Origin of the sequence: Longispora sp. NPDC051575, assembly GCF_040681875.1 — a bacterium.
Lineage (GTDB): Bacteria > Actinomycetota > Actinomycetes > Mycobacteriales > Micromonosporaceae > Longispora.
This window is the reverse complement of sequence record NZ_JBFAZP010000002.1, coordinates 287,135-306,317: the sequence shown is the minus strand read 5'-3', so window position 1 is coordinate 306,317 and position 19,183 is coordinate 287,135. Positions and strand designations below refer to the sequence as shown.

The window sequence follows — 19,183 nt, the reverse complement described above, 5'->3', positions numbered from 1 at the left end:
AACGATTCTTGCCGTTATGGCAAAATGGGGGCCATGGACAGAGACCTCGACCAGGCGCTGACGGCGGTCGGCCCCCGGCTCCGCGCGCTCCGCCGGCAGCGCGACACCACCCTCACCGAACTGTCGGCCGCCACCGGCATCTCGGTGAGCACCCTGTCCCGCCTGGAGTCCGGCGACCGCCGCCCCAACCTGGAGCTCCTGCTCCCGCTGGCCCGCGCGCACGGCGTCACCCTCGACGACCTGGTCGGCGCGCCGCCCACCGGCGACCCGCGCGTCCACCTGCGCCCGGTCACCCGCAACGGCATGACCATGGTGCCCCTGACCCGGCGGGCCGGCGGGATCCAGGCCTACAAGCTGGTGATCCCCGCCGACGGCCGCACGGAACCCGACCCGCAGACCCACGAGGGGTACGAGTGGCTCTACGTCCTCAACGGCCGGCTCCGCCTCGTCCTGGGCGAACGGGACCTGGTGCTCGTCCCCGGCGAGGCGGCCGAGTTCGACACCCGGGTGCCGCACTGGTTCGGGGCCGCCGACGCCGAGCCGGTCGAGTTCCTCAGCCTGTTCGGCACCCAGGGCGAACGCGCGCACGTCCGGGCGCGCCCGGCGGTCAGGCCGGCCAGTTCCTGAGGGTCGCGTCCAGGGCGTCGAGGGCCCGGCCCCAGGAGGCGTCGGCCGTGCGGGGTGGGCGGAACGCGCCGGCGGCCTCCAGGCTCGCGTACCCGTGGAAGGTGCTGTGCAGGAGCCGGACCGCGTCGGTCTGGTCGGGTTCGGCCAGCGCGTAGCCCCGCAGGATCGCCCGGGTCAGCTCCGCGTGCCGGCCCGCCGCGCTGGCCGCCGCCGTCTCCGGGTCGAGCGGGAACAGGGTCGCCGCGTACCGGCCCGGGTGCTCGCGCGCGTAGTCCCGGTAGGCGTGGGCGAAGGCGACGAGCGCGTCCTTGCCCGCGCGCCCGGCCAGCGCGGCGGCGACCCGGTCGGCGAGCTCCGCCAGGGCCAGCACGGCCACCCGGGAGTGCAGGTCGCGGGCGTTCCTGATGTGCGAGTACAGGCTCGCGTCCTTGACCCCGAAGTGCCGGGCGAGCGCCGAGACGGTCACGTTGGCGAACCCGATCCCGTCGGCCAGGTCGGCCGCCGCCAGGGTCAGGCGTTCGGGGGTCAGTCCCGCGCGTGCCATGCGTCACCCTCCGCAGCCTAGAGGCTTTAATCGTTTGCCTAGGACTTCTAGGAAAAGCTAGCTTACCCGGTATGAAGGCAGTCACCGAACGCGACATCCGCGCGTCCCTCGTCAACGTGACCAAGGGCGAGGCGAAACGCCTGGCCGTGCCCAGGGACCTCGCCACCCGGCCGTGGGAGGACCTGGACTTCCTCGGCTGGCGCGACCCCGCCGCCCCCGAACGCGCCTGCCTGGTCACCGAGTCCGGCGACGGGTTCGTGGCCCTCGCGCTGCGGATCGCCGCGCCCAGCGCCGCGCGGGCCCGGCGCAGCATGTGCTCGCTGTGCCTGACCACGCACACCGGGGACGGCGTCTCGCTGATGACGGCGCGCAAGGCCGGGCCGGAGGGCAGGCTGGGCAACTCGTTGGGTACGTACATCTGCACCGACCTGGCCTGCTCGCTGTACCTGCGCGGCAAGAAGGTGCCCGCGGCCGGCGGCGCGCGACTGTACGAGTCGCTGACCCTGGACGAGCAGATCGAGCGGACCGTGGGGCGGCTGGCCGGGTTCGTGGCGCGGGTGGTCGGCTAGCCGTTCGGGTGTTCCCTGCGCGGGTCGTCGGCAGCCCCGGTCCGTGTACCCGGCGGCCCCGGCCTGTGTGCCCGGCGCGAGTCCGTCGGGTGGGCGGGTGCGCGCCGGGCGGGCCCCCGCGCGTCGCCGGGCCCCGAGGTCAGCCGGTGCCGTTCTTCACGGGCAGGCAGCTGGCGACGGCGACCGAAGTGGACGTCGGCGGCGGCTGCGCGTGGTCGCCGATCGGCGGCTGGTCGATCGAGACCGAGATCCCGAGGTGCCCGCCCTCGCCCTTCGTCCGGGCCACCTCGATGACCGGCATGTCGAACACGTACGCCTGCCGGCCCGCGTCGTACCGCATCGTCGAGTCGCCCTGGTAGCCGGCGAACCCGCCGTAGCTGATCCGCACCTTCAGCTGGCCCGCGCCGCGACCGGGGGCGGACACCTGGACGACCACGCGGGCCCGCAGCTCCCCGGAGAACCCGCAGGGCCTGCCGTCGAGCGCCTGCATGACGGTGCCGGGCATGACCTCCACGGCCGTGACCCGGGCGAACTCCGCCGCCGCCGTGCCGGTCGCCCGGGGCGGGGTCGGCACCGGTGCGGACGGGGGAGCCGGGGTGGGCACCGTGGACGCCTCCGGGGTGGGGACGACCTCCGGTGCCCGGGTGGACGGCTGCTCCGGCGGCGACCCCGCGACCCACCGGGTGTCGGGGGACGCGCAGCCGGCGAGCACGGCGGCGGCGCACGCCACGGCGAGGGTCACGAGCGCGGCCCGGCGCGCGGGAGAGGCGGACATAGCCCCGGATCGTAGCGCCGGACGCGCCCCGCGTTCTACCTAGCGACCTAGGACGCTGTACGTTGAGTGCCGCACGGCACCCGCGTCCGCCCACTTCGCCCCACTCTCCGACATGGACGGCCCGGCGGGCCCTTGCGGTGCCTATGATCGCGGGATGGAGTACTTCGTGTACGGTCGCGACCACCCGGGCGTCGGGGACCTGCGGTGGGAACGGACCGGGGAACACTGGACGTTCATGGACTCCTACGCCGACGTCCTGATCGCGCGGGGCCCCACCCTCACCGACGACGGGGAGGGCGTCACGGGCAGCGTGCACATCGTCGACCTGCCCGGCCCGGAGGCGGCCCGCGCGTTCGCGTACGACGAGCCCTACTACCGGGCCGGCGTGTTCGCCGACGTCCTGGTGCGCCGCTTCAGCAACACGCTCGGCCGCACGATGTGGGCGTACCCGGGCACCGGTGAAGACCCCCGGTTCCTGGTCCTCGGGCACGGCCGCCCCGGCGCCACCGCCGAACGCGACCGGCTCCGGGCCGACCAGCGCGACCACCTCGCCGCCGGCTACGCCGACCGCCTCATCGCGCACGGCCCGCTGCTGTCGGCCGACGGCACCGACTGGCTGGGCACCGCCACCCTGGTCGAGCTGCCGGACCGGGCCGCCGCCGAGGCGATGCTCGCCCACGGCCCCTACGCCGAGGCCGGCCTGTACGAGCGCGTCGAGGTGCACCCGTGGCGCTTCGGCGGCCGCCCGGCCAGCTGACCCCGCCGTGGCGGGGGCGCGCCTCCGACCCGGCCGTGGCGCCGACCTCGGCCTGGCGCACCCCGGGCGCCCCGCTGCTGCGAACCGTGTTGCGACGGCGCGGTGTGGGCGGGTAGGTTTCCGGGCACGCCGTCGAGCTGGAAGGAGGTCAGAACAATGTCCGAAGTTCTGCGCCCCCTCCGCGCTCCGGCGTCCGCGCGGGTCTGAGTCCGGGGCGCCCGCTGCCCGGAGGTTCGCCATGACCGATCTCGTCATCCGCCCGCTCGTCGCGGGCGAGGAAAACCTGTTCGACTCCCTGCCCGATCCGTTGCCCCAGCTGCGTCAGGTCGGCTACGCCGACGGCATAGCGGGCGGCGGGTACCGGCCGGAGCACACCTGGGTCGCGCTCCGGTCCGGCCGGGTCGTCGCCCGGGCCGCCTGGTGCCAGCCGCCGGGTTCCGCCGGCGCCCCGTGGCTGGAGCGGTTCGACCTGGCCGCCGGGCCGGAGGTCGGCGCGGAGCTGCTGCGCGCCGCGCACGCCGCCCTCGGCGGTCCCCGGACCTACTACGCCGCGATGCCCGCGCACTGGCGGCGCCGGCCGGAGGTGCTGGCCGTGACGGCGGCCCCGATGGCGGCGGCCCGGCTCGCCGGCCTGGTCGAGCGGGGTGAGCGGCTGCGGTGCTCCTGGACGGGTACGCCGCTGCCGGCCACCTCCGGGCGGTACTCCTTCCGCCCCGCCACCGGCCCGGCCGAGATCACCGCGCTGGTGGCCCGGATCCCCGTTCCGGACGTGCTGACCGGCAAGGAGATGGCGTTGGCCGTCCGGGGCGTGGACCTGGCCACCGACCCGCTGGCCTGGCTGGACAATCCGACCGAGTGGCGGGTCGCGGAGGAGGCGGGCCGCCCGGTCGGACTCGTGGGCCCGGCCGGGGACGCCTGCTACCCGCTCGTCGCCTACCTGGGCCTGCTCGACGAGTCCGCCCGGAGCGAACTGCTGGTCGAGGCCGTCCGGGTGCTGGCCGAGGGGGGTGCCCGGGAGGTGGTCGCCGATGTGGACGCCCACCGGGTCGCGGTCCTGGCCGAACTGGAACGGACCGGGTTCCGCCAGCTGCGGTCCCGGGTCGTCTTCACCCCGCCCACGGAAGCCGGGCCCGGCCCCACACCGGCGGCGGAGGCGCCTCCCGGCTCCGCACCTGAGACCGGCTGACGCCCCGAGCGATCGGGCGCGCCCGCGACATGGGGCTCCGCGCCTGAGACCGGCTGATACCCCGAGCGATCGGGCGCGCCCCGAACCCACTCCTCGGGGCGCGCCCGCGACACGGAGTCCTCGCCGCCCGCCCCGGCTCCCGGGCGGTGGTGCCGGTCCTCGATCGCCGTCGTAGACGAGCGGTAGGCCTCCGTTCCGGGCCACCACGGGCTGCCGGTGCGACGTCCGGCGTCGAGCACCCCGCACCCGAACAGGGCCGCCGATCGGTTCCGGGTCACCCTCGAAGTGGGCCGGGCACCCCCACCCTGAACGGGGTTGTGCGGGTCGCTACGGGCGACGGCACAGCTCCGGGGCCGGCGTGTGACGGGGGCCACGCGTAGGGTCCGGGTGCCGTGGGGGTGTGCCAGAATTCGGACCGTTCAGGGCGATGGCGGACGAGGAAGCCGGTGTGAATCCGGCGCGGTCCCGCCACTGTGAACGGGCGGCGTCCTGGCGGGCGCGGTCCGCGAAGTCAGAGACTCGCGTCATCGCCTCCTCACGCGCCCGGGGCGGATCTCCCCGAGAGAGGCTGGCCGCGCCATGGCCTACTTCGTCACCCGCCGGCACCCGGCGCCCCGTGCCGCGTGCGCGCACCCCGGGAGCGCGTCGTGACCGCCACGGTCACCGTCTGCCGGGGCTGCTGCTGCGGTACCACCCGCAAGGTCCCCGGGGTCGACCACGACGAGCAGCTCGACACCCTGCGCGACCTGACCGCCGGGCACGCCCGGATCCGGGTCGTCACCGACTGCCTCGGCCCCTGCGAACGGGCGAACGTGTTCGTCGTGCAGCCGGCGCGGGCCGGGCGCGCGGCCGGGGCCCGACCGGTGTGGCTCGGCGGCATCACCGAACCGGCGCAGATCCGGGCCATCGCCGACTGGGTCAACTCCGGCGGCCCCGGCCTCAGCGAACCCGACCCCGCCCTGAAGGCCCGCCGGTTCCCGAAACCCGCGAACTCCAGCTGAGGGGCGACGGGGCAACTGCCGCCGTTGCCGCGTCGGTAGCCCGGGGCGGCGGGTCGTGAAGAGCAATGAGCTCGCGGGGTACGAGCTCCGGACGGTGTTCGGTGAGGTCTTCGGCGTGACGGTCCGGGCACTGCCGTTGGGGAGCGCGCTCAGCGCGGGGCTGCGCGGCGCGAGCGGCGGTGAGATGCCGAGACGACCAACCTGCTGCTGCGGAGCCGGGCCGATGCGGAGCCGGGCCGAGGCCACCGGCCGGACGGTCCACCCAGGTCCCCGTACCCGTCGAGGTGTGCTTTTTTGCGGGGTTGTGGAGCCGGATCAGGGAAACCGTGTGAAATGGGTTGGGGCCGGGGACCCGCAGCGCGGGCACGCTACGGGTCCCTGGCTCACGATGTCAGCTCAGAGCGTGAGCGTCCACGTGTCGATCTTGCCGGTGTCGTTGCTGGCGGCGTCCTGGACCCGCAGCTTCCAGGTGCCGGTGCGCGCCTCCGAGGACAGGTCCACGGTGAACGTCTGGTCGATGTTGTCGGCGCTGCCGCCGGCCCGGTTGTGCAGCACGTAGGCGGTGCCGTCCGGGGCGACGAGGGAGACGACCAGGTCACCCTTGTAGGTGTGCACGATGTGCACCTCGACCTTGCTGGTCGCCGACGCGTTGCCGGTGCAGTTGGCGGGCGTGATCGGGCTCTCCACCGTGGCGTTGTCGACGATGGCGACGTCGGTGCCGTTGGTGCCGGAGCAGCCGGGCGGCACCCCGCCGGTCAGGGTCAGCGTCCACGTGTCGATCTTGCCGGTGTCGTTGCTGGCGGTGTCCTGCACCCGGAGCTTCCAGGTGCCGTTGGCGACCTCGCCGCCCAGGTTGACGGTGTACGTCTGGTTGATATTGTCCGCGCTGCCCCCGGTCCCGTTGTGCAGGATGTAGGCGCTGCCGTCCGGCGCCACCAGGTTGACGACCAGGTCGCCGATGTAGGTGTGCACGATGTTCACGGCGACGGTGCTGGCGGCCCCGGCGTTGCCCGAGCAGCCCGAGATCGTCACGGAGCTCTCGACGGTGGCGTTGTCGACGATGGTCACGTCGGTCGGGTTGGTCGCGGCGCAGCCGGCCGGCCCGTTGACGGTCAGCGCGTACGAGGTGGTCCGGTCGGCGACCGTGCCGTCACCGGCGACCGTGACCGTGTAGGTGCCCGGGGCGGTGGCCGTCGTGGTGGCGATGCTCAGGGTCGACGAACCGCCCGACGTGACCGTGCCGGGGCTGAACGAGGCCGTGGCCCCGGCCGGCAGGCCGCTGGCCGACAGGGTGACGCTCTGCGCGGCCCCGTTGGTGACGGTCGTGTTCACCGTGGTCGTCGCGGTGCTGCCCGGGTTGACCGAGCCGGCCGACGGGGCGGTGGCCATCGAGTAGTCGTCGCCCTGCGGCGCGCCGACGGCGAGGGTCCACAGCGCGTGCGCGGCGGCGTCGCCGGCCCGGTTGATGACCGTGGTGTTGATGTTCGACGGGTACGTGTCGCACGCCCGGTGGTAGCACGGGTCGTACGAGGCCCCGGCGGTGCCGCCCCACTTGGTGGCCTGCGCGGATGTCTTCGTGGCGCTGGCACCGGCGGCGACCCCGCTGGTCTGGATGCCTCCGCTGTTGAAGGACGCGTCGTCGGAGCGGCCGGCGCCCTCGACGTTCTCCTCGGTCTGCACGCCGATCGAGTCGTAGTACGCCTTGAGGACCTGGCCGGTGGCGCTGGTGATCCGGTTGATGAAGTATCCGGCGTTGGTCGAGGCGACCATGTCGAAGTTGAAGTAGCCCTTGATCTTCGTCTTCTCCGCCGCCGGCAGGTTGGTGACGTAGAAGTCGGAGCCGTTGAGGCCCTGCTCCTCGTCGGTCCAGAACCCGAACCGGGCGTGCTTGAGCATCGTCGGGTTCGTCGCCGCCAGGGTCAGGGCGACCTCCAGGACGGTGGACGAGCCGCTGGCGTTGTCGTTGCTGCCCGGGCCCGCCGACACGCTGTCGAGGTGCGCGCCCAGCATGTACACCTGGCTGGCGTCGCCGCCCGGCCAGTCGGCGATGACGTTCGGGCCGGCGCCGCTGGTGCAGCCGGAGGTGCAGGCCTGCTTGACGACGGTGAACCCGGCGGCGACGAGCTTGTCGTACACGTAGTTCACGGAGGCGGTGTAGCCGGCGGAGGTGGAGCGCCGGTTGCCGCCGTTGTTGGTGGCGATGGTCTGGAACTGCTGCAGGTGCGCCTTGACGTTGTCGAGGGAGATGTCGGGCGCCGCGAGCGCCGCGCGGACCGGGGCGGGCGCCGGGGCCGTGGCCGACGCGGAGGCGGGGACCATGACCGCGACAGCGGCGGCCAGGGCGAGGGTCGCGAAACCGCGGAGGATCGGGGGTCTGCTCACGCCGTACTCCTTGAGGGGGGAGCGGACGCGGTGAGGGTGCCCGCGTCCAGGGAAAGTCAGCATGGTCGATATCGACCGGTGTAACAACCCTTCGGCGCGGGGAAGGCACACCTGACATAACAGCGCCGGTTAAGACAGGCCTATCCATCTCTTCATAGGATCTTTGCCTACGATAATGATGTTTCCGGTTCTCTCCCCATTTCACCCGAAGATCTCTACCTCACGGTGACCCTGCGCGAACAGGTCACGGCATGCGCCGGATGTCGGGGGCCCGCGCGTTCACCGTGCCGTCGGTGACCCCGCCGGCCGGAGGTACCTGGAAGCTCCTCGTCGCCGACAACTACCGGCAGGGCACTGGGCACCCCGACCGCGTGGACGGTGACGCTGCAGCGGGCCTGTGATGGTTCCGGGGCACGCACCCGGAGCCTGATCCCGGCGCGTGCCCCGGCGGCTCAGTAGGCGACCTTGCCGGCGATGGTGCGGTTGTAGGCCGAGGCGGCGCCGAACTTCACCTTGAACGCCTTGCCCGGGGGGATGTCGTCGCCACCGGCCGGCACCGTCCACCCCGTGGTCATGCTGGCCCCGAGCGTGCAGTCGCTCTGCCCCTGGTAGACCCGGATGACGCAGGTCCGGGCGGAGTAGGTGCTGGTGCGCTTGACGTTCGCGTCGTTGCAGTGCCCGGACGCGTACAGCACCGGCGTCGTGACGGTGTCGCCGGCCGATTCGAGCTGGAATCCGAAGCTGTAGGTGACCGAGGTGTAGCACGTGCCGGCCGCCGAAGCCGGGGTCGTGGCTACCACGGTCAGGCTCGCGACGCCCAGGAGTACGGCGGCGAAGATCTTCTTGATCACGGCTGTCCCTTTCGGAGGGTGAACTGACGGCCGGACTCTCGCCGATCACGGTTCGTGGCCGGTATCCTGCGGGTATAACTCCAGCTCGGAAGGGCTACCCGGAGGACGGGGGCGGGTCACCCGCCGCAAGATAGCGGTCCGGGCGTCGGGGGCCGGTGTCAGTGGGGGAAGGCCGTCGGGAGGCGGGGGGCGACCGTGTCGCGGTACTCGGAGATCCGGGTGCTGACCTGCCGGATGCCGACGGTGTTCTCCAGCCGGTCCAGGTACAGGGCGCGGCGGGCGAGCCCCACCAGGTCGAACGTGAAGTAGATGGCCATCAGCGGGTTGACGAGCAGCGTGCTGCCCCGGGTGCGGCTGGTGAACTGGACGTCGCCGAACGCGCCCCGGCTGGCGGCCGCGATCTGGCCGTTGACGATGCTGGGGCGCAACGGGGTGGCGGCCTGGGCGTCGGCCACGGCCTCCCGGTAGAGGGTGGCCTCGCGGCTGGCGGAGGGCAGGGACAGCGCGCCGAGGTACGCGCCGTCGCGGTCGAGGGCCGCGATGTTCTCCAGGACCTGGGTGTGGTTGACGCCGTGGTACGCGTCGATGCCGAAGCCGAGGCACGTGACGAGTTTCGTGGGCACGTCGAGGGCGGCCACGGCGGCGAGGCTGGTCATGTCCTCCTCCGGGGTGCCCAGGCCGGTCTCGTCCCCGCGCATCAGGATGTCGGTGCCCCCGTCGACCAGCACGATCGCGTCCACGCCGAGGTGTTCGACGAGGTGGGCGTAGGCGGCCCGGAGCGGCTGGACCCCCACCCGGGGGAACGCGTGCACGGTCGCCGGCAGGCCGTGGGTCGCCAACCAGCGGGCGAGGGTGCGTTCGGGGAAGTACTCGTCGAGGCCTTCGGTGTCCGGGGTGACCGCAGCGGTGTCCGGGGCCAGCCAGACGCCGCGGTCGAGGAGTTCGAGCTGGGAGAAGGACACATTTCCGAGGTGTACCCGGATGCCCGCGTCCCACAGCGCGACGGCGAGGGGCAGCCCCGCGTACACGTCGAAGCCGCCGCCGGCCCCCGCGATCAGGACCGAGCGGGCCCCGCGCAGGGCGGCGAACAGCGGGGGCGTGGCCAGCGATGCCATCGGGATCCCTTCGGTCGGCGTGGTCGGCAACGCTACGTGACCGGGGTGGGGCCGGGCCAGGGGTTTGCCGGGCGGCGCGCGGAGCCTGCCCTGGGGGCACCTGGCGGGGTCGGTCGGGTCAGCGGGGACGGCGGGCCGGCGGGGCGGCTCGGACGGCGGGGCGGCGCGGCGGCTCGGACGGCGGCGCGGCGGGGGCGGCGCCGGAAACTATCCGTCGGCGACGGGCCGGATCAGTGGCCGGTGCGGCCCCCGGGTGCGCGGTCCGGGGCGCACAGCCGGCCGATCAGCTCGACCAGCAGCGCCGCCCGGTCCGGCAGCGAGGCGACGTCGACCTGCTCGTCGCGCCCGTGCGGGTACGCGCCGACGGCCCCCAGCCCGCACAGCGTCGGCACCCCGAGCGCCCCGGTCAGGTTGGCGTCCGAACCCCCGCCGGAGCGCACTCCCTCGGGCGCGGGCAGCCCCAGCGCCGTCGCGGCGTCCCGCAGCTCCCCGAGCAGCCCGGCGGCGACCTCCGGCTCCAACGGGTACCTGTTGACCCCGCCGACCACGGCCACCGCCGCGCCGGGCAGCACCGGGGCCAGGGCCCGCAGCGCGGCGTCGACCCGGTCGAGTTCGGCGCGGCCCCAGGCGCGGACGTCCAGCCGGACCGTGGCGGCCTCGGGCACCGTGTTGGACGTGGTCCCCGACGAGGCGACGGTCGGCGTGACCGTCGTGTCCCGCCCGGGGTCGGCGAGTTCGGTCACGGCGAGGATCTGGTGGGCCAGTTCGACGCTGGCGTTGACGCCGAGGTGCGGTTCGAGCCCGGCGTGCGCGGCCCGGCCGGTGACCTCGACGGTGTAGCCGGCCAGCCCCTTGCGCGTACTCTTGGCCGCTCCGCCGTCGGCGCTGGGTTCGCACACCAGCACCGCCGCCGACCGCAGTGCCTGCTCCTCGATCAGGGCCCGGGAGGCGGGGGAGCCGATCTCCTCGTCACTGGTCAGCAGCACACTGATCCTGCTCCGGTCCGGCAACGCCTCCAGGGCGGTGAGCATCAGCACCAGGCCGGCCTTCATGTCGAACGAACCCGGGCCGCGCAGCACCCCGTCCACGATCGAGAACGGCAGCTCCGCCAGGGTGCCGACCGGCCACACGGTGTCGAAGTGCCCGAGGAGCAGGACCGCCGGGTCCTCGGCCGCCCACAGCAGTTGGGGCCGCCCGCCCAGGACGACCCGGTCCACCGGCCGGCCGAGAACCGGTTCGAACCACTCGACCAGCAGGTCGGCGCACCGGTCGAGGGCGGCGGGGTCGTGCGACGGGGACTCGCGCTCCACGAGCTGGCGGATCCGGTCCGTCATCCGCGCCGTGCTGGTGGTGTCCACAGTGTTCCCTCCGCCGAACCGGTGTTCCACCACCGATCCTCGCGGGTGTCGCCACAAAGTTCAACGAGTCCGACATGCGTCATCGGTCACCGGAGACTCGGCCCGGGGCCGGATGAGGGCTCTGCCGACGGGTGCGCGAGCTGATCGGTCGGCTCCGGGCGGCGGTAGGCGCCCGACGCCGCGCCGGGCGGTGACGCGTGGCCCGGCCGCGTCCGGGGTGGCGGCGCGTGAGCCGGGCACGTCCGGGGTGGTGGCGCGTGAACCGGGCACGTCCGGGCTGGTGGCGCGTGGCCCGGGCGGCGTCCGTGCCGACGCCACCCGGGCCACGCGGGCTCAGCAGCCGTACCACGGCCTCCTGCGCAGCGAACTGACCTGCCAGCCGAAGCCCCCGGTGTTCCCGTCGTACCCGGCCGTGTACACCTGCACGTTCCCGTTGTACCCGGCGTCGGAGTACAGGCACCAGTTGCCGTCGGTGCTGTTGTTCGCCCAGTCCACGTTGTCGTTGAACACCCCGCCGGCCACCCCGCTGAGGTCGTACGCCCCGTTCTCCATGACCAGCCGGTTGCCGGCCGGGTTGAAGATGCAGAACCGCCCGCCCGGACAGTCGCTCTCCGGTGCCGCCGACGCCGGGGCGACCGTCGCCCAGAGTGCCGCCCCGACCAGGACCGCCACGGCCGACACCGCGCGCGCTCGCTTCCCAGTACCCATCTCGAACCTCCCCGTGAAATCCGGTAACTGTCCTCCAACGTAGGAGAGGGGCCGGGTCGCGGGGCGGTGGACCGCGAGATCAGCCATGCGCGTTGGTATGCCGCCCGGCTATGGATCAGGATGGGCGGCATGAGTGACGAGGCGCAGATGTGGATCACGGCCGTACCTGCGTTCGGGCCCGAGGATGTCGGCGTCCTGCTCGGCGTCGACCTCGAGGCGGACGACCCGGGTCAGCGGATGGTCGCCGCGCTGCTCGACCGGGGCCACGAGGGCGAGGAGGGCGTGTTCTACCTGCTCCCCGACGACCTGACGGCCCACTACGACCGGCGGGGCGACCGGCTCGTGGTCCGGCTGCTGGCCTCCGCCGAGGTCATCGACCAGGTCAGGTCGGGGCGCGACGAGGCCTTCGCGGCGTCCGTGGCCGATCTGTGGGGCGCGGAGGTGTTCCTCGACCGGGTCACGTTGGTCCGGCGGGAGGTGGAGTCGGACTTCGAGCCCGGGGCTGGGCCGGACGGGAAGCAGGCGGTGCTGCTGGTGGACACCGCCGGCCCGACGACGTTGCCGGCGGTGTTCGGGGCGTTCGAGGAGGGCGAGGCCGGCTTCACGGTCGTCAACGCCACCTGACCAGGCGTCCGCAGACTACCGATCATGCTAGGCCAGGCGCCCATCCGCATCATCGGGCGCGGCTTCGCGGCTTCTGCCACTCTCGCGGATCACCCTGAGGATCTCGTGGGCGGCCATGGACCAGGTTCGTTTCGCGGCGGCCCGACGACGGACGGCCGCGGCCGTGGCGAAGGCGGCGGCCGGATCGTTCAGAACGGCGGCGATGTGGTGCCCCCAGCGTTGGATGTCCTCGACCGGGCGGAGTCGGACGGGGACGACTACCCGGCGTGCCTCGTCTGCGGGCAGGATCTCATGGAGCAGGGAACCCAGGCCGCTGCGTCCGCTGACCAGGGTGGGGGCGCCGGCGGTGATCGCCTCGGCGCCGACAAGGCCGAATCCCTCCGCGCGGGACGGCATGAGGACCAGGGACGCCCGTAGCAGATCCTGCCGGAGGTGCTCGGCGTCCGTGGTGAAGGGCCGCGGGGTCACCCGGAGGCCGGTGACGGGCGCCCAACCGAGGATCCGGTCTCGGAGCCGGGCGCTCTCGCCGGGCGGCGCGCCGCGAACGAGCAGTTCGACCTCGGGTTCGTCGCCGCCCCGGAGCTTCAGCGCGTACGACAGGGCCCGCGCGGCCAGGTCGACACCCTTGATCTCGTAGTCCTCCAACCTGCCCATCAGGAGAATCTGACTCGGTCCACCCGGAGGTGGCACCCTCGGGAGATGGGTCGGCAGGTCGAATCCGGGATCCAGTCGTGCGGGTCTCGGAACGCCCGGATACACCGAGAGGTCCCGGCACAACAACTCGTGCAGGCGCGGCCCGACGGCGATGACCCTGGCGGCGTCGACGCCCAGTTCCAGCTCTAGGCGGGTGCGTGCCTCCGAGCGCTGCCCGAGGTCGTCGGACCTGTCGGAACGCCAACATTCGAGCTCGTCGGGGGCGATGTGGACGAGCTGCAACCGCACCGCCGACGGAAAGTGGTCCTCGGTGAGGATCCTGGCCTCCGGGCCGGTGACCCGGCCGTGCCCGAGGACCGCGTCGATGGTCACCCCTGGAGGCAGGGCGGGCCGACGGGCCAGGGTCTGCCTCGCCGAGACTCCCGGAGCCGGGCGGGCGGAGATCAGGGTCACGCCGTGAAGGGCGGCGTGTTCGCGCTCCTCCTTGGCGGCGTGCGGCACGAGGCACACAACGGACGCATCTGCGGCGGCGAGGCCGACACAGAGATCGCGATTCAGGGTACTGAGGCCGCCGTGCGCGGAGAACCACTCGGAGGCCACCACGAGCAGCCCGGGCCGGCGGAAGTCTGCCGTCAGGGGCGCTGGAGGCTGTGCATCGTCGGTGAACATGTCCCCATGCTGCGCCGATCGGCAGCGTCCGGCGACGCGTCCGGAGCGCCGGCGGTCCCGCCGGACGGTTGCTGAGAGCCTCCCTTCAGGGCGTGTGGTTTGCTGGTGTCCGGAAAGGTTGTCCGGACCGGACAACCTCGACGTCACCGGGAGGCCTTCCATGCCGCCGCGTTCCCCAGCCCGGCCCACGGCGAGAGAACGTTTCCAGCAGGGCATCGCCCGCGCGGTGGGGCTGCTGGGCGGCGTCCGGGCCGCAGCCGAGAGATCCGGGCTCGGTAAGAGCACCTGGCAGGACGCCAAGGACGGGAAATCGATTCCGGGGTCGACGTGGCCCGCCATGCTGGAGGTTCTCCGGGGTTTCGGCGAGGAGGAGACAGGGGTCGAGGACTGGGCGGCGCTCCATGAGCTGGCGCAGCTCGAGTCCGCGGTGACCGCGAAGCCTCCGATGCCGAGAGCCAGCCGGTCGGGGTCCGGATCGCGCCTGTTTCTCGACGGACTGAGCGCGATCGAGGCGTTCGCGCTCCCCACCGTACGACGCCTCGACCTCCTGGCCGGTGAGCTGGATGGTGGGAAGGCCGTTCCCGGTCAGGTTCTCTGCCTGATTGGCGAGGGCGGATCGGGAAAGAGCGTGCTCCTGAAACAACTCGCCGAGCACGTCGCCGGCGACACCCACTCCGACAGCGGATCGGCCGTGGTTGTGATCACCTGCGCGCGCATTCCGTCAGCGACCGACCTCGCGACGGAGGCGGGTGTGGATATCGCGTTCGCTGCGGCCGGTGGCCTGCACGAGCCGGGGCGGGGTCTGCGCAGATGTGTCCGACAGCTGCGGAAGATATTCGGCGCCGTCTATATTTTCATCGACACCCTGGACGTCATCGTCACCGAGCACACCGTCCAGGCGATCACGACGGTGCTCGGCGGTGTGGCGGACGACGCGCAGTTGGTCATGACCTGCCGCCAGCAGGAATACGAGGACCTGCTCGGCGGCCAGGGCGGTCGACTGCGCCTGGGGGCACACTCCGGACGCGCGCTCAAGATGCCCAAGCTCGGCGTGCCGGAGATCCTGAAGTGGGCGTCGGGCTACATGGGAACGTTGTCCCACAGCGACTTGGAGAAGGAACGCTTCATCGCGGAGCTCTCCGACGCCGTGCGGGCTAGCACCATCCGGGAGGTGTGCGCCCTTCCGCTGCGGCTGGCTCTGGCATGTGACCTCTTCGGCGAGAAGGGTGAGATCCCCGGGGACCTCACGATCACCGGCCTGTACGAGTACTACTGGGACCTACGGATCGCGCAAGACCGCAACGGGCGGCGCACGACGCTGGCTGAACAACAGGAGGAGATGGCGCTCCTTCTCGCGCGCACCATCCTCGACCAGTCCACCGAACGCCTTGCGTTGACGGTAGCGCTGGACCGTTCGGTCGTCGACGGCGGGATGAAGGCGCTGCTCAGCGAGGGCGCCGTTCGACTGCAGTCGGGCCGGTACGAGTTCTTCCACCAGACGTACGCGGAGTTCGCGATCGCGCTGCTGCTGGCGCGAACGGGTACTCCGGGGCAGCTGACGGGTTTCGCGACGTTCCTGGTGGACCCGAGCTCCCACCACTGGCCCGTCGCACGACACCTCCTCCTCCAGCGTTGCGTGGACGACCGGTACCGGGACCTGCGGGCCGCCGTGCCGCTGTTGACGGCCGAGGGCGCACGGATCCACCTGCTGTCGGCACAGGCCCGGCGCTCTCCGGATCTTCTCAAGGCGGTCGCCGATACCGTTGGCGAGTTCAACAAGCCGTTGTTGTACTCGCTGGTCCCGCTCCTCGTGGGTGCCCCGGAACAGTGTGTCGCGATGGCACTAGAAATCAGTGTCCCCCTGTTGAAGACGGTCGGACCCAAAGGTGTGACCGAGACGGCGCGTACGGTGGGTCTCCTGCTGGTCAGGGCGGGTGCGTTCCTGCGCAGCCAGAACCTGTCACTGGCATTGAAGCTGGTCGTGGACAGGAAGCCGGAACTCCGAGACGGGAAGGAGGAACTCCGCTTCGACGTGTGGCTCAACCTTCCCGAGCACCTGATCGGGCCGGTGTGCCGGACAGGCGCCGACGCGGCGGTACGGCACCTGCTGCACGACCGGTACGCAACGCTGGGAGTCCGCGCGCAACGGGTGATCCTCCGTGAGGCGCTGTCGGTTCCCGAATCGGTGTCGATGGTCATGCTCGCCGGCGCCATGCTGGCGGTGGAGTGCCCGTCCGGCATGGCCGACGAGGAAGTGACCGAACTGCTTCACCGGTGCTGGAAGGAGAAGTCGATCCGGGAACAACAGGGCTGGGACAGCTGGGCGGACCTGCTGGAAGCGGAACTGTCGACCCGGTGGGACGGGGCGCAGGTGCGGCTGATCCGGGAACTCGCGCGGGACCCTGGCGTCCGTCGAGGTCTGTTGGCCGCCACGCTGACCGACACGCCGGTTCGCTTCCGTGACCGGTGGGTCAACGTGGCGAGGTTCATCGTCCACGACCATCCGGACGACGTTCTGGCAAGTCTGTGCCAGATGCCCTATCCGCTCGGCCGTGAGGCGGTCGGTTCGGCGACCACGCTGTCCAATCAACTTGCCGAGCGCCTCGGCCAGGTCGATCGGGAGACCCTGCTCTCGTCCCTGGAACGGTTCGTGGCGATCGACCCCCGGGGGGTCTGGCCGGCTCTGATCGTACTGGCCGGACCGGACGTCGACATGCACGTCCGCCTCCTGGAGTCGTTCGCGCGGGCTCCCCGTTCCGAGGCGAATCCCACCCCGGAAGGGGAGCCGGCCGAGTCGGGGCTGAACTGGGAGTCGGTCCGTGCGAGCGCGATGGAGACCTGGCTCAACACGGCACCGGTCGAGTTGCTGACCCGGGAGAAGACTCAGTTTCGACGCATCCTCGTCGAGTCCGGCGGGAAACTGACCGAGCTGCGGGCGAGATTCGAAGGTCTGCTCGCGCTCGAGGATGTCGACGCCAGGAACTGGTTGACCGAAAGGGTGCTGACCGGTCCTAGTCCGGTGACGGCCCGTCTTGGAGTCCGTGGGGTGATCGTCGGCATCGACAAGGCCGGCGTCACGCTCACACCCCCGCTCCTCTGGTGGCTACACGGTCTCCTCGCCACCCGGCACACGGAGGCAGCCCGGCTGGTGGCGGTTCTGCTGCTCCCACACATCGCACCAGGGGAGGACACACCCGAGTCGCTCCTCGACGCGGTGGTCGACGTGGCCTGCGCGCGCTTGAGGACGGCCGTCGACGCCCGCGAGGACACCCAGCTCACCACGGCGTTGGTCGACCTGCTCGTCATTCTGGACAACCTGCGTCCGCTCCTGACGGACACGATCCGGACGATCGTCCACACGGTTTCCCAGCCGGTTCTGGGCGTTCCCGACCGGATCCGCGACGGCGTCACGGAGAAGGCGCAGCGGGAGATGACCTCCGACTACAACTGCTGGGCCGGGACCGTCGGTCCGCTCGGAACTCGGCGGCTGCCCGCCGGTGAGGTGGAGGCGCTCGTTCGCCGGGTAGCGGTCGCGTGTGACACCGATGTCCTGGGCAATCGGATCACCCGGGTGGCCGCCAAGGTGTATCGCGGCGTGCTCGCTCGCTCGCCGGACTTCCTGGCCTGGCTGGTCGACGAGTTGTGGCCCGTGGCGACGGGCGGCACCAAACTCGCCATCGCGGAGGCTGTGGTGGTCCAGGAGCGGATGGTGCCGGGGCATCACGCGCTCGCCCTGGCGCGACGCTCGGACTGCCCGCCGGAACTCGCCGCCAAGATCCACCGGTGGCTACGTGACTAGAGCACTGCCGCGGTCGAGTACACAAGAAGACAGCGGGACGGCACGGATGGCCAGGTGCTACATACTTACACATATGGATTGGATGCCTTTCCTTAGTACGGTGACCGGCGCGTTCGTCGCGCTCTCCGGCACATTGCTGGCCGACATCCGACGAAGTAGGGCACAGCGGAATCGGGACCTCGGGCTCGACCGTTGGAAGACCTACATCAGCTTCGCACTCGCGCTGGACTCGGCCCACGGCCAGCTCCGCGAGGTCGCGCGCGGCGGCACGCAGGCTGCGGAAAGAAGGGTTGCCGCAGGCCGCGCCGTCGGTCAGTCCCGGTTGTACAAGGTCCGTGAGCAACTTCTGATGTCGGGGACCGCAGATGTCGTGAAGGCGGGGGAGGCCGCGTTCGCCGACCTGATCGGCATTCGCAACGCTGTTCGGACAGGGGCGACGACTCGGTCCGCCGAGTACCACGACGCCTATCACGCCTTCGCCGAGACGCTGTGGACCTTCCGCATGGCGGTCAGGAGGAGTGCGGGGCAACGACCCATGACACCGGACGTGCTGGACCGCAGGACGTGGTCCGAACGTGAGTCATGCCGGTACTGCCAGGGCGCGGACCCCGTGCCCCGTGACCACGGGCCGCTGGCTGCCTGAGGGCCTTAGATCCCTTCCACGGGTACAGGGTCCGCCGGGGCGACCAGGATCTCCCGGGGGCCCTGGAACGGCGCCCGCCCGTGCGCGGTGAGGATGTTGTCCACCAGCAGCAGGTCGCCGACCCGCCATCGCACCCGCACCGTCACCGCGTCGTACGCGTCGAGGATGCTCTGCCACTCCGCGGCCGTCAGCTCCGTGCCGTCGCCGAGCGCCGTGTTGAACGGTATCCCGCCCGGCCCGAACGAGGACAGCAGCACCTTGCGTTCGACCTCGTCGATGCTCCACTGGCTGAAGAACGCGGCGTCGTTGAACCAGCACTCCTCGCCCGTGGCAGGGTGGCGCGCGACGGCCGGCCGGCGCTGGGAGGTGTGCAGGGAACCGTCGGGGCGCCACTCGGCGGCCATCCGCTGGTCGGCGGCGTACGCGTCCAGGGTCTCCGGGTCGGTGGACCCGAACGCGGTGCTCCACGGCAGGCCGATGTAGGGGCGGAAGTTGCGTTCGAGCCGCCAGCCGTGGGCGCGGAACCGGGCGAGCAGGTCGGCCGGGAGTTCGCGGAGCATGGCGCGGGTGTCGCCGAGGAGCGTCTCGCCGCCGGTGGTGGGTTCGGCGGCGCAGGACATCAGGAGGACGCGGGGGGCGCGTACCCCGAAGGACTGTTCGTGGTGCAGGCACATCTCGCGGTCGGCGCCCCACTCGGGCGCGGAGCTGACCCCGCCGCCCAGGTCGGTGGTGGGGGCGAACCGTTCCTGGCCGGGGGCCTCGGCCAGGCCGAGGGCGTCCCGGACCAGAGCCAGATCGAGGGGGGTACGCACGCCCAGGCCCCGCACCAGCACCGCCCCGGTCCGGGCCAGCGCCCCGGTGAGGGCCGGCCGGTGTTCCCGGAGCCAGGCGGCCCGCGCCTCGTTGGCCACGTCCCTATCC

18 protein-coding genes and 1 riboswitch are annotated in these 19,183 nt (G+C 72.2%); of the genes, 9 read left to right on the top strand and 9 right to left on the bottom strand.

Annotation, left to right across the window (positions count from 1 at the left end; translation table 11 throughout):
- The first annotated feature begins 33 nt into the window (after nucleotides 1-33).
- On the top strand, nucleotides 34-627 hold the full coding sequence (locus tag AB0M43_RS05135) for an XRE family transcriptional regulator (RefSeq protein ID WP_363721321.1): 594 nt from the start codon (nucleotides 34-36) through the stop codon (nucleotides 625-627).
- Here AB0M43_RS05135 and AB0M43_RS05130 read toward each other — a convergent pair.
- The gene (locus AB0M43_RS05130; RefSeq protein ID WP_363721320.1) at nucleotides 608-1,171 is read right to left on the bottom strand and encodes a WHG domain-containing protein; all 564 of its coding nucleotides are present in this window, start codon (nucleotides 1,169-1,171) and stop codon (nucleotides 608-610) included. The genes AB0M43_RS05135 and AB0M43_RS05130 overlap by 20 nt on opposite strands.
- 71 nt (nucleotides 1,172-1,242) lie before the next feature.
- Here AB0M43_RS05130 and AB0M43_RS05125 point away from each other — a divergent pair, with 71 nt between their 5' ends.
- The gene (locus tag AB0M43_RS05125; RefSeq protein ID WP_363721318.1) at nucleotides 1,243-1,740 is read left to right on the top strand and encodes an FBP domain-containing protein; all 498 of its coding nucleotides are present in this window, start codon (nucleotides 1,243-1,245) and stop codon (nucleotides 1,738-1,740) included.
- A 139-nt stretch (nucleotides 1,741-1,879) separates the two neighbouring features.
- Here AB0M43_RS05125 and AB0M43_RS05120 read toward each other — a convergent pair whose 3' ends face one another.
- Nucleotides 1,880-2,515: a hypothetical protein gene (locus tag AB0M43_RS05120; protein WP_363721316.1), complete on the bottom strand. Its 636-nt coding sequence runs from the start codon at nucleotides 2,513-2,515 to the stop codon at nucleotides 1,880-1,882.
- A gap of 154 nt (nucleotides 2,516-2,669) precedes the next feature.
- Here AB0M43_RS05120 and AB0M43_RS05115 point away from each other — a divergent pair, with 154 nt between their 5' ends.
- From AB0M43_RS05115 to AB0M43_RS05105, 3 genes are all read left to right on the top strand, one after another.
- On the top strand, nucleotides 2,670-3,272 hold the full coding sequence (locus tag AB0M43_RS05115; protein WP_363721315.1) for a YciI family protein: 603 nt from the start codon (nucleotides 2,670-2,672) through the stop codon (nucleotides 3,270-3,272).
- 238 nt (nucleotides 3,273-3,510) lie between these two features.
- Entirely contained in the window at nucleotides 3,511-4,458 is a 948-nt protein-coding gene (locus tag AB0M43_RS05110) for an acetyltransferase (RefSeq protein ID WP_363721314.1), read from the top strand.
- 398 nt (nucleotides 4,459-4,856) lie between these two features.
- Nucleotides 4,857-5,000, top strand: a riboswitch (cobalamin riboswitch).
- A gap of 105 nt (nucleotides 5,001-5,105) precedes the next feature.
- On the top strand, nucleotides 5,106-5,459 hold the full coding sequence (locus AB0M43_RS05105) for a hypothetical protein (RefSeq protein WP_363721313.1): 354 nt from the start codon (nucleotides 5,106-5,108) through the stop codon (nucleotides 5,457-5,459).
- A 396-nt stretch (nucleotides 5,460-5,855) separates the two neighbouring features.
- On the opposite strand, the gene AB0M43_RS05100 is transcribed toward AB0M43_RS05105, so the two are convergent.
- Nucleotides 5,856-7,778, bottom strand: coding sequence for a proprotein convertase P-domain-containing protein (locus tag AB0M43_RS05100; protein WP_363722056.1), 1,923 nt, complete (start codon nucleotides 7,776-7,778; stop codon nucleotides 5,856-5,858).
- Nucleotides 7,779-8,092: 314 nt separating this feature from the next.
- Here AB0M43_RS05100 and AB0M43_RS05095 point away from each other — a divergent pair, with 314 nt between their 5' ends.
- Nucleotides 8,093-8,242, top strand: coding sequence for a hypothetical protein (locus AB0M43_RS05095; protein WP_363721312.1), 150 nt, complete (start codon nucleotides 8,093-8,095; stop codon nucleotides 8,240-8,242).
- 51 nt (nucleotides 8,243-8,293) lie between these two features.
- Here AB0M43_RS05095 and AB0M43_RS05090 read toward each other — a convergent pair whose 3' ends face one another.
- The 4 genes from AB0M43_RS05090 to AB0M43_RS05075 all read right to left on the bottom strand — a co-directional run bounded on the left by AB0M43_RS05090 (nucleotide 8,294) and on the right by AB0M43_RS05075 (nucleotide 11,873).
- A complete protein-coding gene (locus tag AB0M43_RS05090) occupies nucleotides 8,294-8,692 on the bottom strand; it encodes a hypothetical protein (protein ID WP_363721310.1) in 399 nt (132 codons plus the stop codon).
- Between the two features lie 158 nt (nucleotides 8,693-8,850).
- The gene (locus AB0M43_RS05085) at nucleotides 8,851-9,807 is read right to left on the bottom strand and encodes a DUF1152 domain-containing protein (RefSeq protein WP_363721308.1); all 957 of its coding nucleotides are present in this window, start codon (nucleotides 9,805-9,807) and stop codon (nucleotides 8,851-8,853) included.
- 230 nt (nucleotides 9,808-10,037) lie between these two features.
- A complete protein-coding gene (locus AB0M43_RS05080) occupies nucleotides 10,038-11,165 on the bottom strand; it encodes a M20 family metallopeptidase (protein ID WP_363721306.1) in 1,128 nt (375 codons plus the stop codon).
- A gap of 333 nt (nucleotides 11,166-11,498) precedes the next feature.
- Entirely contained in the window at nucleotides 11,499-11,873 is a 375-nt protein-coding gene (locus AB0M43_RS05075) for a peptidase inhibitor family I36 protein (protein ID WP_363721305.1), read from the bottom strand.
- 129 nt (nucleotides 11,874-12,002) lie between these two features.
- Between AB0M43_RS05075 and AB0M43_RS05070 the strand changes: the two genes are divergently transcribed.
- Nucleotides 12,003-12,497, top strand: coding sequence for a hypothetical protein (locus AB0M43_RS05070; RefSeq protein WP_363721303.1), 495 nt, complete (start codon nucleotides 12,003-12,005; stop codon nucleotides 12,495-12,497).
- Nucleotides 12,498-12,524: 27 nt separating this feature from the next.
- On the opposite strand, the gene AB0M43_RS05065 is transcribed toward AB0M43_RS05070, so the two are convergent.
- Nucleotides 12,525-13,820: a glycosyltransferase family 4 protein gene (locus tag AB0M43_RS05065; RefSeq protein WP_363721301.1), complete on the bottom strand. Its 1,296-nt coding sequence runs from the start codon at nucleotides 13,818-13,820 to the stop codon at nucleotides 12,525-12,527.
- A gap of 226 nt (nucleotides 13,821-14,046) precedes the next feature.
- On the opposite strand from AB0M43_RS05065, the gene AB0M43_RS05060 reads away from it, so the two are divergent.
- Nucleotides 14,047-17,619 carry a hypothetical protein gene (locus AB0M43_RS05060; RefSeq protein ID WP_363721300.1) on the top strand — a complete coding sequence of 1,191 codons (3,573 nt, stop codon included), beginning with the start codon at nucleotides 14,047-14,049 and terminating at the stop codon, nucleotides 17,617-17,619.
- Between the two features lie 100 nt (nucleotides 17,620-17,719).
- Nucleotides 17,720-18,262: a hypothetical protein gene (locus AB0M43_RS05055; RefSeq protein ID WP_363721298.1), complete on the top strand. Its 543-nt coding sequence runs from the start codon at nucleotides 17,720-17,722 to the stop codon at nucleotides 18,260-18,262.
- A gap of 5 nt (nucleotides 18,263-18,267) precedes the next feature.
- Here the strand turns inward: AB0M43_RS05055 and AB0M43_RS05050 are convergent, their stop codons facing one another.
- Nucleotides 18,268-19,173, bottom strand: a complete 906-nt coding sequence (locus tag AB0M43_RS05050) for a TauD/TfdA family dioxygenase (RefSeq protein ID WP_363721296.1) — start codon at nucleotides 19,171-19,173, stop codon at nucleotides 18,268-18,270.
- Between the last annotated feature and the right edge of the window lie 10 nt (nucleotides 19,174-19,183).

What these genes read in the sequence shown, in the direction of transcription:
- AB0M43_RS05120 (WP_363721316.1), bottom strand. Translation starts at nt 2,515, where the DNA reads ATGTCCGCCTCTCCCGCGCGCCGGGCCGCGCTCGTGACCCTCGCCGTG.
- AB0M43_RS05095 (WP_363721312.1), top strand. Translation starts at nt 8,093, where the DNA reads ATGCGCCGGATGTCGGGGGCCCGCGCGTTCACCGTGCCGTCGGTGACC.
- AB0M43_RS05135 (WP_363721321.1), top strand. Translation starts at nt 34, where the DNA reads ATGGACAGAGACCTCGACCAGGCGCTGACGGCGGTCGGCCCCCGGCTC.
- AB0M43_RS05070 (WP_363721303.1), top strand. Translation starts at nt 12,003, where the DNA reads ATGAGTGACGAGGCGCAGATGTGGATCACGGCCGTACCTGCGTTCGGG.
- AB0M43_RS05065 (WP_363721301.1), bottom strand. Translation starts at nt 13,820, where the DNA reads ATGTTCACCGACGATGCACAGCCTCCAGCGCCCCTGACGGCAGACTTC.
- AB0M43_RS05075 (WP_363721305.1), bottom strand. Translation starts at nt 11,873, where the DNA reads ATGGGTACTGGGAAGCGAGCGCGCGCGGTGTCGGCCGTGGCGGTCCTG.
- AB0M43_RS05085 (WP_363721308.1), bottom strand. Translation starts at nt 9,807, where the DNA reads ATGGCATCGCTGGCCACGCCCCCGCTGTTCGCCGCCCTGCGCGGGGCC.
- AB0M43_RS05110 (WP_363721314.1), top strand. Translation starts at nt 3,511, where the DNA reads ATGACCGATCTCGTCATCCGCCCGCTCGTCGCGGGCGAGGAAAACCTG.
- AB0M43_RS05115 (WP_363721315.1), top strand. Translation starts at nt 2,670, where the DNA reads ATGGAGTACTTCGTGTACGGTCGCGACCACCCGGGCGTCGGGGACCTG.
- AB0M43_RS05130 (WP_363721320.1), bottom strand. Translation starts at nt 1,171, where the DNA reads ATGGCACGCGCGGGACTGACCCCCGAACGCCTGACCCTGGCGGCGGCC.
- AB0M43_RS05100 (WP_363722056.1), bottom strand. Translation starts at nt 7,778, where the DNA reads ATGGTCCCCGCCTCCGCGTCGGCCACGGCCCCGGCGCCCGCCCCGGTC.
- AB0M43_RS05125 (WP_363721318.1), top strand. Translation starts at nt 1,243, where the DNA reads ATGAAGGCAGTCACCGAACGCGACATCCGCGCGTCCCTCGTCAACGTG.